The 14,697-nt window shown below is 31.3% G+C and carries 17 protein-coding genes and 1 pseudogene; 9 read left to right on the forward strand and 9 right to left on the reverse strand.

What is annotated here, in order from left to right; genetic code table 11:
• The 8 genes and pseudogenes from ABJD66_RS14950 to ABJD66_RS14985 form a co-directional block, all read left to right on the forward strand.
• Positions 1-346 (forward strand): annotated as a pseudogene (locus ABJD66_RS14950) (hypothetical protein); the annotation flags it as partial.
• A 2-nt stretch (positions 347-348) separates the two neighbouring features.
• On the forward strand, positions 349-1,017 hold the full coding sequence (locus ABJD66_RS14955; RefSeq protein ID WP_348133100.1) for a haloacid dehalogenase type II: 669 nt from the start codon (positions 349-351) through the stop codon (positions 1,015-1,017).
• 153 nt (positions 1,018-1,170) lie between these two features.
• Positions 1,171-3,429: an FUSC family membrane protein gene (locus ABJD66_RS14960; protein WP_348133103.1), complete on the forward strand. Its 2,259-nt coding sequence runs from the start codon at positions 1,171-1,173 to the stop codon at positions 3,427-3,429.
• A gap of 53 nt (positions 3,430-3,482) precedes the next feature.
• On the forward strand, positions 3,483-4,370 hold the full coding sequence (locus ABJD66_RS14965; protein WP_348133106.1) for a hypothetical protein: 888 nt from the start codon (positions 3,483-3,485) through the stop codon (positions 4,368-4,370).
• Positions 4,371-4,431: 61 nt separating this feature from the next.
• Positions 4,432-4,734 carry an ArsR family transcriptional regulator gene (locus tag ABJD66_RS14970; RefSeq protein WP_100895270.1) on the forward strand — a complete coding sequence of 101 codons (303 nt, stop codon included), beginning with the start codon at positions 4,432-4,434 and terminating at the stop codon, positions 4,732-4,734.
• 50 nt (positions 4,735-4,784) lie between these two features.
• The gene (locus tag ABJD66_RS14975) at positions 4,785-5,048 is read left to right on the forward strand and encodes a hypothetical protein (protein WP_348133109.1); all 264 of its coding nucleotides are present in this window, start codon (positions 4,785-4,787) and stop codon (positions 5,046-5,048) included.
• A gap of 16 nt (positions 5,049-5,064) precedes the next feature.
• Complete coding sequence (locus ABJD66_RS14980; RefSeq protein WP_348133112.1) at positions 5,065-5,667, forward strand: short chain dehydrogenase; 603 nt, start codon at positions 5,065-5,067, stop codon at positions 5,665-5,667.
• A 96-nt stretch (positions 5,668-5,763) separates the two neighbouring features.
• A complete protein-coding gene (locus ABJD66_RS14985; protein WP_348133115.1) occupies positions 5,764-6,468 on the forward strand; it encodes a DUF4197 domain-containing protein in 705 nt (234 codons plus the stop codon).
• Between the two features lie 217 nt (positions 6,469-6,685).
• On the opposite strand, the gene ABJD66_RS14990 is transcribed toward ABJD66_RS14985, so the two are convergent.
• The gene (locus ABJD66_RS14990) at positions 6,686-7,465 is read right to left on the reverse strand and encodes an alpha/beta hydrolase (protein ID WP_348133118.1); all 780 of its coding nucleotides are present in this window, start codon (positions 7,463-7,465) and stop codon (positions 6,686-6,688) included.
• Between the two features lie 199 nt (positions 7,466-7,664).
• On the opposite strand from ABJD66_RS14990, the gene ABJD66_RS14995 reads away from it, so the two are divergent.
• The gene (locus ABJD66_RS14995; protein WP_100895265.1) at positions 7,665-7,859 is read left to right on the forward strand and encodes a hypothetical protein; all 195 of its coding nucleotides are present in this window, start codon (positions 7,665-7,667) and stop codon (positions 7,857-7,859) included.
• Here the strand turns inward: ABJD66_RS14995 and pyrF are convergent.
• The 8 genes from pyrF to ABJD66_RS15035 all read right to left on the reverse strand — a co-directional run bounded on the left by pyrF (position 7,851) and on the right by ABJD66_RS15035 (position 14,615).
• Positions 7,851-8,672: an orotidine-5'-phosphate decarboxylase gene (gene pyrF / locus ABJD66_RS15000; RefSeq protein WP_100895264.1), complete on the reverse strand. Its 822-nt coding sequence runs from the start codon at positions 8,670-8,672 to the stop codon at positions 7,851-7,853. The genes ABJD66_RS14995 and pyrF overlap by 9 nt on opposite strands.
• Before the next feature lie 127 nt (positions 8,673-8,799).
• Positions 8,800-9,876 (reverse strand): peptide chain release factor 1, encoded by a 1,077-nt coding sequence (gene prfA / locus ABJD66_RS15005; protein WP_348133123.1) that lies wholly within the window; start codon positions 9,874-9,876, stop codon positions 8,800-8,802.
• Between the two features lie 90 nt (positions 9,877-9,966).
• Positions 9,967-11,253 carry a DUF3570 domain-containing protein gene (locus ABJD66_RS15010; protein ID WP_348133126.1) on the reverse strand — a complete coding sequence of 429 codons (1,287 nt, stop codon included), beginning with the start codon at positions 11,251-11,253 and terminating at the stop codon, positions 9,967-9,969.
• A 14-nt stretch (positions 11,254-11,267) separates the two neighbouring features.
• The gene (locus ABJD66_RS15015; RefSeq protein WP_100895261.1) at positions 11,268-11,477 is read right to left on the reverse strand and encodes a DUF4266 domain-containing protein; all 210 of its coding nucleotides are present in this window, start codon (positions 11,475-11,477) and stop codon (positions 11,268-11,270) included.
• A gap of 9 nt (positions 11,478-11,486) precedes the next feature.
• Positions 11,487-12,440: an FAD:protein FMN transferase gene (locus tag ABJD66_RS15020; RefSeq protein WP_348133193.1), complete on the reverse strand. Its 954-nt coding sequence runs from the start codon at positions 12,438-12,440 to the stop codon at positions 11,487-11,489.
• Positions 12,441-12,475: 35 nt separating this feature from the next.
• A complete protein-coding gene (locus ABJD66_RS15025; protein WP_348133130.1) occupies positions 12,476-12,910 on the reverse strand; it encodes a thioredoxin family protein in 435 nt (144 codons plus the stop codon).
• Positions 12,911-12,939: 29 nt separating this feature from the next.
• Positions 12,940-13,386, reverse strand: coding sequence for a Rieske 2Fe-2S domain-containing protein (locus ABJD66_RS15030; protein ID WP_348133133.1), 447 nt, complete (start codon positions 13,384-13,386; stop codon positions 12,940-12,942).
• A gap of 50 nt (positions 13,387-13,436) precedes the next feature.
• The gene (locus ABJD66_RS15035; RefSeq protein WP_348133136.1) at positions 13,437-14,615 is read right to left on the reverse strand and encodes an AIR synthase related protein; all 1,179 of its coding nucleotides are present in this window, start codon (positions 14,613-14,615) and stop codon (positions 13,437-13,439) included.
• Between the last annotated feature and the right edge of the window lie 82 nt (positions 14,616-14,697).

Consider the following 14,697-nt stretch of genomic DNA (forward strand, 5'->3'; position numbering starts at 1 on the left):
AGGGTATAGTTTATATAGCATACCTACTGCTGCACTAATTTTAAAAGATAGTGTTGCTTTAGAAAAAGAAGTAACTTTTGAAGCTAAAACATCTGCTCCTGACGGAATGATTTTTGACCAAAATGGAAACTTATATTACGCAGATTTAGAACACAATAAAATTATGTATCGTAAACCAGACGGTAGCATACATACTTTGCTTAAGGGTGATGCTGTAAAATGGGCAGACACCTTTAGTATATACAATGGATATTTATATTATACCAACTCTAGAATAAATGAGGTAACCGCAAATATTTCTGATATGGAGTTTACAGTTAATAAAATTGAATTAGCAAAAAATTAATTATGAAATTTACTTTAGCTTTTGATGTTTACGGCACTCTTATAAATACATCTGCTGTACTTGCTTCACTAGAAAAACTAATTGACAAAAATGTAGCTAAATCTTTTATGGATACCTGGCGAGACAAGCAATTAGAGTATTCTTTTAGGCGTGGCTTAATGAATAAGTATACTGATTTTTCTGTATGTACAGACAACGCACTTAACTACGCTTGTAAAAAGTTTGTAATAGACTTAAGTTGTGACCAAAAAAAAGCACTATTAAACGAGTATAAAACATTACCTGTTTTTGATGATGTTGCAAATGGTTTAGAGGAGTTAAAAAATGCTGGTCACCGTTTATTTGCTTTTTCTAATGGTAGTAAAGAGGCTGTTACAAAATTACTTACCACCGCTAATATTATTCATTATTTTGAAGCTGTAATTAGTGTAGAAAATGTGCAAATGTTTAAGCCTAGCCCTATTGTGTATGACTACTTTTTAGAAACTACAAACTCTAAAAAAGAGGAAAGCTGGTTAATATCTAGCAATAATTTTGATGTTATTGGCTCTAAAATGTTTGGTATTCATTCTGCTTGGGTACAACGTACGCCAGATGCTATTATGGATCCTTGGGGAATAGAGCCTACAACAGTAATACATAAATTAACAGATTTAGCTAAAAATTTATAGCCTTTAAAGTAACACTCTAGATATTTTTTTTAGGGTGTTTTTTATAAACATACACTACCTATAATTGTAATATTATAAACCTAATAGTTTGTATACATTTAGCTAACATAATAGGTAAAATAGCTAAAAACAATTAGACTATCTTTGTCTACAATGCAAAAAAAGATTACCTCTTATTTAAAAACCATTGAACTCTTTTTAAAAGGGTCTAGCTTTTATAGAGGCATTGTACTAACTATATCTGTTGTTATTCCTTTAGTATTTTTTTACGCAATTGGACAAATGGAATACGCGCCATCAATTGTTTTAGGTGCTTTTTTAAATGCGCCAAGTGATGTTCCTGGTAGTTTAAAACGTAAAATAAACGGCATTTTAATTGGCATAGTACTAACAATGTTAGTTACTACTATTATACTTTTTACAAAACCTATTTTTGTAGTACTGCTTATTTCTATTACAATATTAAGTTTTATAATTGCTTTAATTTCTGCTTACGGTTTTAGAGCTTCTTTGGTCTCTTTTTCTGGTTTACTTGCTATTGTTTTAGGATTGGCTGTTAAAAAACCAGAAGCTAGTGAAATTTGGCAACACGTTGGTTTACTTGGCATTGGTGGATTGTGGTATTTATTTGTATCCTTAATTTCTGGGTGGATTTCCCCTAAAAAAGATGTAGATCAATTATTATCAGACACTTCTGCGCTTACCGGTAAGTATTTAAAAATAAGAGCCAAACTTTTAACTAAGCCTGCAAAAAGAGATAAATTCTCTACAAAAGCACTTGTTATACAAACACAGATAAGTGAAAAACACGAAACGCTAAGAGAGCTTTTATTAAAAGATCGTAAGCGTTCTGGCAGGTCTTTATCAAACGAAAAAAGATTACTAATTTTTATTTCGCTGGTAGACATTTTTGAACTTGCTCTTGCTAATAATCTAGATTATTCTAAAATAGATTCTCTTTTTGAGCTTCAAAAACATCATATTAAGTCGTTTAAAAAAATGAATAAAGTAATGGGAAATCATCTTATTACATTATCAGAACTACTACTTAAAAAAGATAAGTTACCAGAGATAGCCATATTAAATAAAACTTTTAAGGAGTGTAACAAGTCTATAAATGCTTTTGTGGCAGAGGTAAAATTGCCAAAAGCTAGAGACGGTGCTATTACATTACGTAATTTATACGATTACCAAAAACAACTTTTAGCAGAAATTAAAGCTATTAGACGTGTATTAAGCAACTCAGAAAATGCTGATAAGGTTTTACCAAAAACACAAGAATCTAAAAAGTTTTTAACGCTGCAAGAGTACAAATTTAATATTCTTTTACAGCATTTTAGTTTTAAATCTCCAATGTTAAGGCACGCTCTGCGCTTGTCTTTAGCTATTGTTTTTGGTTTTTTAATTGGTAGTATTTTAGATCTAAAAAATGCCTATTGGATAGTGCTTACCATAATTGTAATTATGAGACCCAATTATGGGTTAACCAAAGAGCGCTCTAAAAACCGAATTATAGGAACTATAATTGGTGCCGTAATTGCCACACTTATAATACTTGTTACACAAAATACTATAGTTTATATGGTATTAGCCGTAATATCTTTAACATTTGCCTTTTCATTAATACAGCAGAGTTACAAAGCTGGGGCAGCTTTTATTACTTTAAACATTGTTTTTGTATATGCATTATTAGACCCCAACGCTTTTTCTGTAATTCAGTACCGCGTAATAGATACTGTTATTGGGGCTGGCATTGCTTTACTTGCAAATTATGTCGTTTTTCCTAGTTGGGAGTATAAAAACTTAGATACTGTAATTTTAAAAGTAATATTGTCTAATAGAGATTATTTAGAGGCAACAAAAAAGTTATATCAAAATAAAGAAACCAACACTTTAGAATATAAGGTTTATAGAAAAGAAGCTTTTTTGGCTATGAGTAATTTAAATGCTGCTTTCCAAAGGTTAACACAAGATCCAAAATCTAAACAAAAAGAATCTGTTTTAATTTATGACATTGTTACGCTTAACCATACAATGTTATCTGCTATTGCGTCTATAGGAAGTTACATTTTAAACCACAAGACTACTCCTGCTTCTAAGGAGTTTGATATTATTGTTTCTAGTATAAATACTTCATTAAAAAATTCGGCTTTAACATTAGAAAAAGTAAACTTTACTGCAGTTGAAGAAGAGTTAAAAGTAGACAAAGCACAACAAAAACTTATTAAAGATTTTGATGCCTTAGCCTTAGCTAGAGATAAAGATATTGAAGCCGGAAAAACAAAAATAGATAAAGACACTTTGCTAAATCTACAAGAGTCCCACTTAATATCTAACCAATTGGTTTGGTTAAAAACACTGTCTGAAAATCTAAGAAAGGTTACCATAAAATATACAGACGTTTTTAAATAGAGCTAAAATTGTCTACTTTTAAATAAAATACAAGTGTAATTAATTTAGACTCTATGAAAAAAATTGTTATTACTCTTTTAGCTATACTACTTACCAACACTATTTATTCTCAAACAAAAATTGATTTAAATAAAGTTCTTTGGCAAAAAGTAAAAAGTTGTTATTCTAATTTTCAGGATCTAAATAAAGAAGAGAAAAAAAATTTAGATATTATAGATGATGCTAAAAACGGTTACTTAGAAATTTGCGGTACCTACCCTACTTGTGGTTGCTACTGTAGTGCCATAGTTGCAGCTTACAAAGACTCTAACAAAAACTACACATTTCTGCAAACAAATGAAGAAACTTGTAACTGGACAAAAAGTGTAAGCTCTAACCAAGAAATATCTTCAATTTTACCAGATAATTTTGGCTTTAATAGTTTTTCTTCTGCTCAAATAATTCCATTTTTAAAAAGTCCTGCTTTTTATTTAAACTTTACCATACCAAGAGAAGGTACAGATACCAAAGTTACACCAGAACTTATACCTTTTGGGTTAAACGTAGATAAAAAAAGTGCTTGGGTATTTAATTATGATCAAAACAATGCTAATCCAAAATCTATATCCACAATTAAAGAGATTGTAAATAGTATTAAAAATGATGAAACATTAGACCACCTAATATTAGGTACTTTAGACAGTATAAATGCACACGATCTAAAAATTATTAAAACTAGTATAACAAACAAAAGTTTTTCTAACACCAAAGAACTTTCATCTACACTTGAAGAGTTAAAAAATATTTATCAATCTTATTTAAGTATAAAACACAGTTATATAATTTTAGGTTGGGATAAAGAAAAAGCTGCATTTTATATAAAAGAAAAGGGAGACAAACCTAAAACTATTACGTTTAAAAACTTTTTACTACACGCAAACTACTGGGAACCTATTTGTTAAAATACTGTTTAAACTACACTTCTCATTTTTATATATCTAGAATTATAGATATATTTGAGGTATGAATGTAAAATTAGCCACAGAAATAGGTAAATGCTTATCTAACCAAACCAGAGTTCAAATTATGGAATGGTTAAAAAAACCTGAAGCTAATTTTCCACCTCACGAAACCTTAAAACATTTTAATGACGGGGTTTGTGTAACTTATATTCAAGAAAAATCTGGATTATCTCAATCTACAATATCTACCTATTTAACAAATATGGAAAAATGTGGGTTGTTAATACTTACCAAGCACGGTAAATGGGCTTATTTTAAGCGTAATGAAAAAACTGTTAAAGAGTATACTAACTTTATTAGTTAGTATTTTTTTACTTTATCATATAGACATATATAGATATAACAATATATAAAATGAAATTAACAATAGATATATTAGGTTGGTCAGGATCTGTATTAATTATTTTAGCTTATGCACTTACCCTTATAGAAAATGTAAAGTATTTAGACTACGGTAAGTATCTTAATTTAATAGGCGGACTTTTTATTGCTTTAAACTGTTACTATTACAATGCAAATCCGCCATTTGTAACTAATTTATTATGGAGTATAATAGCCACACTAACAATTTATAAAAAACGAAAAAGCAATACACACAGACAAAAAAGAAATGTGTAATTATAAATATATTGATATGAAAATTCTAATTATTGGTGGTAACGGAACAATTGGTAAAAAAGTAACAGCACACTTTAAAAATGAAGCAGAGGTACTTGTTGCTGGTAGAACAAGTGGTGATATAACTGTTGATATTGCCAATAGCAACTCTATAAAAGAAATGTTTGCTAAAATAGGAAAACTAGATGCTATAATATCTATTGCAGGTGAAGCCAAATGGGATACATTTAATAACTTAACCGAAGAGGATTACCATATTGGACTTAATAGCAAACTAATGGGACAAGTAAACCTTGTACGTATAGGTAAAAGCTATTTAAATAAAAATGGCTCTATTACCTTAACTACAGGTATTTTAGCAGATGATCCTGTAGCTAAAACAACCAGTGCAGCTATGGTTAACGGAGCTATACATAGCTTTGTTATGGCTGTAGCATTAGAAATAGAGAACGGAATAAGAGTTAATGCCGTGTCTGCTAATGTTGTAGAAGACGCTTATGAAAAGTACAAAGATTTTTTTCCTGGTAATATGCCAATATCTATGAACAAGTTAGTTGGTGCTTATGTTAGGAGCGTAAAAGGAAAACGTAATGGTGAAATTATAAGACTTTATAATTAAGGTTAAAAAAAGACAAAAAAAGATATAAAACTCAAGGCTTTTATTACTTTTGTACCTCCTTAATATGGGACAGTAAAAAACACAAACCATTACATTATGAAAAAATTACTATTACTTTTTGCTATTTTTAGCTTAGTTAGTTGTGCAGAGTTACAACAAGTAGTTAATCAATTACCACAAAGCGGAGCTGTATTAAGCAACCAAGAAATTGCAAATGGCTTAACCGCAGCACTTAACCAAGGTGTACAAAAACAAGTTAGCAAGCTTACTCTTAAAGATGGCTACTATAAAAATGAACTTGTAAAAATATTACTACCAGAAGAATTACAAAAAGTAGATAACACTTTACGTAAAATTGGGTTAGGTAATTTAGCAGACGAAGGTTTAAAAGCTATTAACAGAGCTGCAGAAGATGCTGTTGGTGAGGCTACTCCTATTTTTGTAAATGCGATAACAAATATGAGCTTTACAGATGCTAAAAATATATTAATTGGTTCTGATAATGCTGCCACACAATATTTAACTGCAAATACAGAAACGGCATTATACAATAAATTTAACCCTGTAATTAAAAGCTCTTTTTCTAAAGTTGGTGCAGATAAAATTTGGACACAATTAATTACTAAATACAACAACATACCATTGGTACAACCTGTAAATCCAGATTTAACAGACTATGTTACACAACAAGCTTTAGAAGGTGTATTTACAATGATTGCTGTTGAAGAAAAAGAAATAAGAAACAAAGTGTCTTCTAGGTCTACAGATCTTCTTAAAAAAGTATTTGCCCTACAAGATTAAAAATATTACTAATTTTTTTTACTCTTTTACAATAATCTAAAAATAAGGACGTTATCTAAATATGAAACGCGTTATCTAACTTATTATTAATGTTTAGTTAACCGTGGATATTACAAAATTTTCGATTTTTGTAAAAAAATTGAGTTAGTATTTTTTTGAGTTAGTTAGTTTAAAACCGGTGGGAGCACCGGTTTTTGTTTTTTATAGCATTTTGTATTTAAAATGATGCTATATATTTTATAACTTTTTCATTAAAAACGTCTGGTTGCTCTACATTTACTACGTGTCCGCAGTCTTCAATTACTACCAGTTCCGATGACTTATGCTGTTGTACTACTTTTTTTATTGATGGTAAAAACATATAATCTTCTTGCCCCATAATGTATAACGCAGGTATTTTTATATCTTTTGTTCTAAAAAAACGCAACAACGGATTTATGTCTGCCGTAAGCTTAAACCAACGTATAAATTCTTTTTGGTATAATTTCTTAGCTTCACGTACAAAAAGAGATCTAGACTCTTTATGGTTCTTATTAGGCATTATTACAAACGCAAAAAACTTGTACAACCATAAATAAGGAACAACAGATTTAAAAATGGTTCCTAAACGCATTAATACTTGCGATCTAAAGTTTAATTTTAGTATTGCACCTCCCAATACCATACTCTCTACCTTTTCTGGATAGTTTTCTGCTAAGTTTCTAATTAAAATTGTACCTAATGATATACCTATAAAGTGCGATTTTTCAACTTTTTCAAACTCTAGTACCTGTACAATATCTTCAGTTAAAAAATTAAAGGTGTACTTTTTATCATACACATCTTTAAAACTGTGTTTAGAACCACCGTGACCTCTAAGGTCTATAAGTAGTATATTAAACTCACTCCTAAATGCTCTTACTTGTTTAAACCAGATAGAAGAACTACCTCCTGCTCCGTGAATAAACGTAACCCATTTCTCAGAAGTTTTGTGTCTATAAGTTGTATAATTAAGCAATATATTTTTGTATTGATTGATGATGCTTTAAGCACGTAAAAATAGGAATTTTATATGTTGATTGTATCACAATGTTAGGATTTTCAGAAATTAAAGTTAAAAAAAAGATAAATAACCTATTTATTAGCTGTATACCCCTTTTCCAGTGAACCAAAACCCCTAATTGAAACGTATCTTTGTAAAGAACAAAACATTAGCTATGAAAAATCAATATTGCAAAGTAGGCACAACTACTCCTTTAACTAACGAAGAAAATATGGTTTCTCTTCTAGAACGCAGATACAATTCTTTTGTAGAAATGGCTGCTCAGATAGGAAATAGTAACACTAAGTTGGCAGAGTTTTTACAAGTAAAGGCTGTTAAAACAAGGAGAACTTTAGAGAAATTAGTTTAATTTTTCTAACTCTACTTTCATTTGCTGTTGTAACTCTAGAGCTTTTTTTGCAGCGCTATCGGCAAAATTTAAATCGGCGCCAGCATAAATTATACCTCTAGATGAGTTTATTAATAAACCTACATTAGAACTCATCCCATAAGTACAAACATCAGCAAGGTTACCTCCTTGTGCCCCTACTCCTGGTACTAACAAAAAACTGTCAGGTATTATTTGTCTAATTTCAGATAAATATTCTGCTTTAGTTGCCCCAACAACATACATTAAGTTTTTAGCCCCTTTATATGTTTTAGAGGTCTCTAATACTTGTTTATATAACTCTTTACCATCTACAAGCTTTGTTTGGTAGTCAAAAGCACCTGCGTTAGATGTTAAAGCTAATAATATTGTATGCTTGTCTGTAAAGGCTAAAAAAGGCTCTACAGAGTCTTTTCCCATATAAGGCGCAATAGTTACCGAGTCAAACCCTAAGTCCTCAAAAAAAGCTTTAGCATACATTGTAGAGGTATTTCCTATGTCTCCACGTTTAGCATCTGCTATAGTAAAAATTTCTGGGTAGTTGGTATTAAGGTATTTTATTGTTTTTTCTAAAGCCATCCAACCTTTTATACCATATGCTTCATAAAAAGCTGTATTTGGTTTGTAGGCAACACATAAATGGTGCGTAGCATCTATAATTTCTTTGTTAAAAGCAAAAATAGGATCTTCTTCTTTTAATAAATGCTGCGGAATTTTAGTTAAGTCTACATCTAAACCTATGCACAAAAAAGATTTTTTTTTATGTATTTGTGCTACTAACTGTTCTGTTGTCATTTTATGTTTTTTTTGACTTTAGTGTATAAAAAAAGATTTTGTAATTGATTTTTTTTGAATCTGAACTTCTTCATTCTTCAATATATCAACGTACAAAATCTCTTCTTTTTATTAGAATTATGTTTTATTAGAAAATTTCAGATGCTTCTTTTAATTTCTCTGTATTTTCTACCAGTCTTAATTCATCTATAATTTTTTGAATATCACCATTTATAATATTCTGCAAATCGTAAAGAGTTAAACCAATTCTGTGGTCTGTAACCCTACCTTGTGGATAGTTGTAAGTTCTAATTTTTGCAGAACGGTCTCCACTACTCACCTGTGAATTACGTTTAGCCGCATCCTCTTCTTGCTTTTTAGCCAATTCTAAATCATACAATCTAGAACGTAATACTCTAAATGCTTTTTCTTTGTTTTTGTGCTGTGATTTTTGATCTTGACACTGCGCAACTAAACCTGTTGGCACGTGAGTTAAACGTACTGCAGAATAAGTTGTGTTTACAGACTGCCCACCTGGTCCAGAAGAACAAAAGAAATCTATACGAACATCTTTAGGATCTATTTGCACATCAAAATCTTCAGCTTCTGGTAGTACCATTACTGTTGCTGCACTTGTATGCACTCTACCTTGAGTTTCTGTTTGTGGCACACGTTGTACACGGTGTACACCAGCTTCAAACTTTAATGTACCGTAAACCTCATCACCTGTAACTTCAAACTGAATTTCTTTATAACCACCACTGGTACCATCACTTAAATCTATAACATTGGTTTTCCAACCTTTAGACTCACAATACTTAGTGTACATTCTAAACAAATCACCTGCAAAAATACTAGCTTCATCTCCACCAGTACCTGCTCTTACCTCTACCACAACATTTTTAGAATCTTCTGGATCTTTTGGTATAAGCAATAGTTTAATTTCTTCTTCTAACGGAGGTAAACCTGCTTTAGCTTCTTCAAGCTGCATTTTGGCCATTTCTACCATTTCAGCATCACTTCCGTCTGCTATAATTTCGTTAGCTTCTTCTATATTGTTTGTGTACTCAAGATAAACATCTCTTTTGTCACATAACTTCTTAAGATCTTTGTATTCTCTGTTGAGCTCTACATAGCGTTTTTGATCTGATATAATATCTGGTTGGATAATTAAATCCGAAACCTCATCAAAACGTTGTTTTACTATATTTAATTTGTCAATCATAATCCGTGCTTCGCTTGGACTGCGAATTTACGATATTTTTAAAGATTTATAAACAACAAAACAGTGTTGACAATAAAAAAGAGCTTTTTACTACTTCATATTTACAAAAGTAGCACCCAAACTAACTATAAAAGAGTCTAGTCCGTTGTCTCTATTATACATTGTACCTCTTACATCTACAGCTTTTAAACCAAAACCAAAAACCTTCTGTTTTGCAAAAATATCTTTGTAACGCAATCCGGCACCGTATTGGTGAGATACAAACTTACTTAAGTCATAATCTGATGTGTAATAATCTAAAGTAGATACAGCTGCTTCTTTTTCATAAAAATAATCTGCGGCCGTTTGGTTGTAAAATCTATATGTAGGATATAATGTAAAGGCATTATTTAACTTTATAGGCAACTCTATACTTGCTGTATTAGAGCTTACTCCCCAATCATCTGTATAAAAACGATAGTAAGTACGTACTATTAATGCATCATTTACATAATAATTTAAACGACCTCCTATTGGAATTTTAACTCTATTGTCTGGTAAAATTTCTACATCATCAGCTAATTGAAAATCATCTATAAAAAAATTATTTACATCTCCAAAATACACCCGTTGAAAAGGTGTACTTAATAATCCGCTTTGTACAATAACATCTGCAAATAAAGAGCCTTGCACTTTTTTACCTAGTATTTGAGATAAACCTAAAGAAACAGAATAGGTATTTCTGTTTTTATCTGTAAATGCTGTAAAATTAGGGTTGTATGTACCTGTGCCTGTTATTCTATTATCAAAAAAACCAGTTCTTAATTCCGTTGGATATTGAGGTTTCCAAGTATCTAAATATACTTGTCCAGAGAATGATAATTCTGTATTTTTTTCGTTGAATAAATATGCATAACTAACTCCTAAACCTAAAGAACTATAATCATACTCCTTGGCAGCGTAAAAGTTTGCGCCTACAATTTGGTTTCGGTCTTTAGAACTATGCTCATAACCTGCTTTAATGTGCACTAATTTATCACTTTTAGATGCACCAGATGATGCGCTAAAAGGACTTGCTTTTTTTGTTACATCGCCATCAAAAGGGTTTACGTTACTAGAGGAAGCAGACGTATACGCAGATATACCAACATCTACAGTAAGTACGTCATCATTGTTTAGAGGCATTTTTACAACAATTGTAGATGTTACGTCTGTTAATTCTTGTGTACCTTCGCCACCACTTACAGCTGCATTATCACCGTCTTGGTCATAATAACTAAAAAGTAAATCTACTTCTGTCTCTTCTAAAACACGCTTAGTATAAGTAGCTTCTTCTGTTTCTTGCGCATAAAAAACAACAGAAAACAACATAGCTAATAGTATAAAAACCTTTTGCATTACTTTAATTTTTATTAGTTACAGCCACAGCCACCACCGGTTTTACCGCCATTTGCCCCTGAAGCAGACTCCCTGTAAACCTGAAAATTAGTTTCGTAACGTTCTATGTTTTTTGCCGCCAAGGTCATTTCTTCATCATTAAGATATACCTTATCATACCCTTTTACGGTAACGCAAGATGTTGCAGAAAGTGCTAAACAAAAAAGAATGAATAATTTTTTCATACTTTAAATTTAATAATTATTCTGAAAAGCAATGCCTTTACTTTTATGTATTTGGTTTTTCTGGTCTACAATTATGACTTCTACACCTTTTAGTTGCTCTATTACAGATAAGCCAGTTTCTACTCCCATTACAAATATTGATGTTGCAAGTGCGTCACACAGTTCTGCTTTTTTAGCAAAAATAGAAACACTTTTTACGCCCTTAGAAGGCCAACCGGTTCTAGGATCTATAATATGCGAGTACTTTTCTCCTTTAAAAATGATATATTTTTCATAATTACCAGATGTTGCCACAGATGACTCTACAATTGGTAACCAAGAAAATATTTTATCTGCATCTAACGGATTACTAATACCTACCAACCATTTTTTACCACTAACTTGCGTTCCCCAAGTTGTTAAATCTCCAGATGCGTTAATTATACCACCAACAACACCTTTGCCAATCATTAGCTCTTTTACTTTATCTGCTGCAAAGCCTTTACCTATAGCTCCAAAGCCTATTTTCATTCCTTTTTTTGATAAAAAAATGGTTTGCTTTTCTTTATCTAAAATAATATTTTGGTAGCCTACATTTGCAATTGAGTTTGCAACCTGAGAGTCTGTAGGCAAATACTCCATATTTATATTAAATTTCCAAACATTGTCTAAGGCCGCATATGTAATATCAAAAGCGCCATCTGTTACCTTAGATATTTGTATAGCGCGCTCTACCAAACCAAAAAGCTCTGGTGCCACTTTAACAGGAGCAATACCTGCATTTTTATTTACTTGTGTGGTTTGGGAATTTACATCCCAAGAGGAAATAATTTTTTCTACTCTTTTTACCTCTGCAATACATTCATCTATATATGCATTTGCTGTAGCTGTTTCTTTTGCTACTATGGTAAAATCAAATCTATTGCCCATTAATTTTACAGTTCTGTGGGCAGTAATATGCTTTTCTTGTGCAACTGTAAGCATAAAGAAAAAACAAAACAGGGGGAATACTAATTTTTTCACTTAACAAAAGTAGTCAAATGCGCTATATATTTTAATGGAGAAACGTTTTTATATCCCGTTTTACCTAAAATATTTTTATCTGCATCTAAAAGTAGTACTAACGGGAAAAAACCTTGTTGGTTATAGGTGTCTGCTAATTCTTTGTTGGCTAATTCTACATCTTTAGCTAATCTATTTTTCTTTTTTCTAGGAAAATCTGCTCTGTAAAGAACTAGATGTTCTTCTGCATATTTTTTAAATTCTGATGATTTCCAAATTTCAGCATCTAACTTTATACAAGGCGCGCACCAGTCTGAACCCGAGAAAACTAATAATACTTGCTTCTGCTCTTCTTTTGCTTTTTTTACTGCATCAGAAAAACTAGTACTCCATTCTTGTGCTGTTATTATTCCAGAAAACAATAAGCTAAAGACTAATATTAAATTTTTCATATCAATTTAAAAACAATAATATTGCCAAACTACTCAAATACACGTAGCATAGTACCAGTAAGTGCTATTTGGTACACTTTTAATGGTTTTGCCGCTTTGCTATCTACTTGGTTTAAAGGCTCACCAGTTTGACTAAATCTAGAGCCGTGAACGTCACAATAAAAAATACCACCATCTACATCTGCAAAACGTACTTGGTCATAATTTTCGTGACTACAAATTTGAGTAGCAGCTACAAACTCACCTTCTAAATTTTTAACCACAACAACATCATTCTTCAAAATAAAACCTCCATTGTTTTGTAAATTAGAAGCTTCACTAGACTCCAAATCTATTGTAAAATCTACATTAGTAGGTACTTCTTTCTTATCTCCTTCTTCACTGTCGCTATCACTAGAACACCCTCCTAAACAAGGAAAAGTTAAAGCAAAAGCTGCTCCTGCTCCTAAGGTTCTTAAAAACTGTTTTCTTTCCATAATTAGTTGTTTTATAAATACAACGATTAAAAGGTGAAAATTGTTGTTAGTTAGTACTCAAAAGTTCCATACTCACTAGTAATAGTCAATTTTTTAGTTGCACTAGCCTCTACTTTACCAACTATTTTAGCATCTACACCAAAACTTTTAGAAATAGCAATTAAGTCTTCTGCTACTGCAGGGTTTACGTACAACTCCATACGGTGACCACAGTTAAAAACTTGGTACATTTCTTTCCAATCTGTTTTAGACTGTTCTTGTATTAATTTAAATAAAGGTGGCACAGGAAAAAGGTTGTCTTTTACAATGTGTAAATTATCTACAAAGTGTAAAATTTTTGTTTGTGCTCCTCCACTACAATGCACCATACCATGTATGTCTGCTGCATTATACTTTTCTAATATTTTTTTAATAATAGGTGCATACGTTCTAGTTGGTGACAACACCAATTTACCTGCATCTATTGGAGAGTTTTCTACAGCATCTGTTAATTTAACAGCGCCAGAATATACCAAATCTTCAGGTACAGCAGCATCAAAACTCTCTGGGTATTTTTCTGCTAAGTATTTAGAAAACACATCGTGTCTTGCAGAGGTAAGTCCGTTACTTCCCATACCACCATTATACTCGGTTTCATATGTTGCTTGTCCAAAAGACTCTAAACCTACAATAACATCGCCATCTTTAATGTTAGCATTATCTATAACATCTTTTTTATTAAGCCTTGCTGTTACAGTAGAGTCTACAATTATTGTACGTACCAAATCACCTACATCTGCCGTTTCACCACCTGTAGAATGTATTACTATTCCGTGATTTTTTAAATCTTCAATAAGTTCTTCTGTACCATTTATAATAGCAGACAAAACTTCTCCTGGAATTAAATTTTTATTTCTTCCTATGGTAGAAGATAACATTATATTATCTGTTGCTCCAACACATATAAGGTCATCAATATTCATAATTAAAGCATCTTGTGCTATGCCTTTCCAAACAGAAATATCTCCTGTTTCTTTCCAATACATATATGCTAAAGACGATTTTGTACCTGCACCATCTGCGTGCATTACCAAGCAGTGATCTTTATCGCCAGTTAAGTAATCTGGAACAATTTTACAAAACGCTTTAGGAAAAAGACCTTTATCTATATTCTTAATTGCATTATGTACATCTTCTTTAGATGCAGAAACTCCTCTTTGGTTATATCTTTCGCTATTAGATGAACTCATACTTTTTTGCTTTGACGCAAAAATAATGTAATCCATAAAATTAGCAGCAATAAACTTTGGTAGATATCAACAAAGATAGTTT

The sequence above is a fragment of the Cellulophaga sp. genome, from assembly GCF_039943695.1.
Classification (GTDB): Bacteria; Bacteroidota; Bacteroidia; order Flavobacteriales; family Flavobacteriaceae; genus Cellulophaga.

Bases quoted from the DNA above. Each gene is read 5' to 3' on its own strand.
- ABJD66_RS14955 (WP_348133100.1), top strand. From the start codon at position 349: ATGAAATTTACTTTAGCTTTTGATGTTTACGGCACTCTTATAAATACA.
- ABJD66_RS14960 (WP_348133103.1), top strand. From the start codon at position 1,171: ATGCAAAAAAAGATTACCTCTTATTTAAAAACCATTGAACTCTTTTTA.
- ABJD66_RS14965 (WP_348133106.1), top strand. From the start codon at position 3,483: ATGAAAAAAATTGTTATTACTCTTTTAGCTATACTACTTACCAACACT.
- ABJD66_RS14970 (WP_100895270.1), top strand. From the start codon at position 4,432: ATGAATGTAAAATTAGCCACAGAAATAGGTAAATGCTTATCTAACCAA.
- ABJD66_RS14975 (WP_348133109.1), top strand. From the start codon at position 4,785: ATGAAATTAACAATAGATATATTAGGTTGGTCAGGATCTGTATTAATT.
- ABJD66_RS14980 (WP_348133112.1), top strand. From the start codon at position 5,065: ATGAAAATTCTAATTATTGGTGGTAACGGAACAATTGGTAAAAAAGTA.
- ABJD66_RS14985 (WP_348133115.1), top strand. From the start codon at position 5,764: ATGAAAAAATTACTATTACTTTTTGCTATTTTTAGCTTAGTTAGTTGT.
- ABJD66_RS14995 (WP_100895265.1), top strand. From the start codon at position 7,665: ATGAAAAATCAATATTGCAAAGTAGGCACAACTACTCCTTTAACTAAC.
- pyrF (WP_100895264.1), bottom strand. From the start codon at position 8,672: ATGACAACAGAACAGTTAGTAGCACAAATACATAAAAAAAAATCTTTT.
- prfA (WP_348133123.1), bottom strand. From the start codon at position 9,876: ATGATTGACAAATTAAATATAGTAAAACAACGTTTTGATGAGGTTTCG.
- ABJD66_RS15010 (WP_348133126.1), bottom strand. From the start codon at position 11,253: ATGCAAAAGGTTTTTATACTATTAGCTATGTTGTTTTCTGTTGTTTTT.
- ABJD66_RS15015 (WP_100895261.1), bottom strand. From the start codon at position 11,477: ATGAAAAAATTATTCATTCTTTTTTGTTTAGCACTTTCTGCAACATCT.
- ABJD66_RS15020 (WP_348133193.1), bottom strand. From the start codon at position 12,440: ATGCTTACAGTTGCACAAGAAAAGCATATTACTGCCCACAGAACTGTA.
- ABJD66_RS15025 (WP_348133130.1), bottom strand. From the start codon at position 12,910: ATGAAAAATTTAATATTAGTCTTTAGCTTATTGTTTTCTGGAATAATA.
- ABJD66_RS15030 (WP_348133133.1), bottom strand. From the start codon at position 13,386: ATGGAAAGAAAACAGTTTTTAAGAACCTTAGGAGCAGGAGCAGCTTTT.
- ABJD66_RS15035 (WP_348133136.1), bottom strand. From the start codon at position 14,615: ATGAGTTCATCTAATAGCGAAAGATATAACCAAAGAGGAGTTTCTGCA.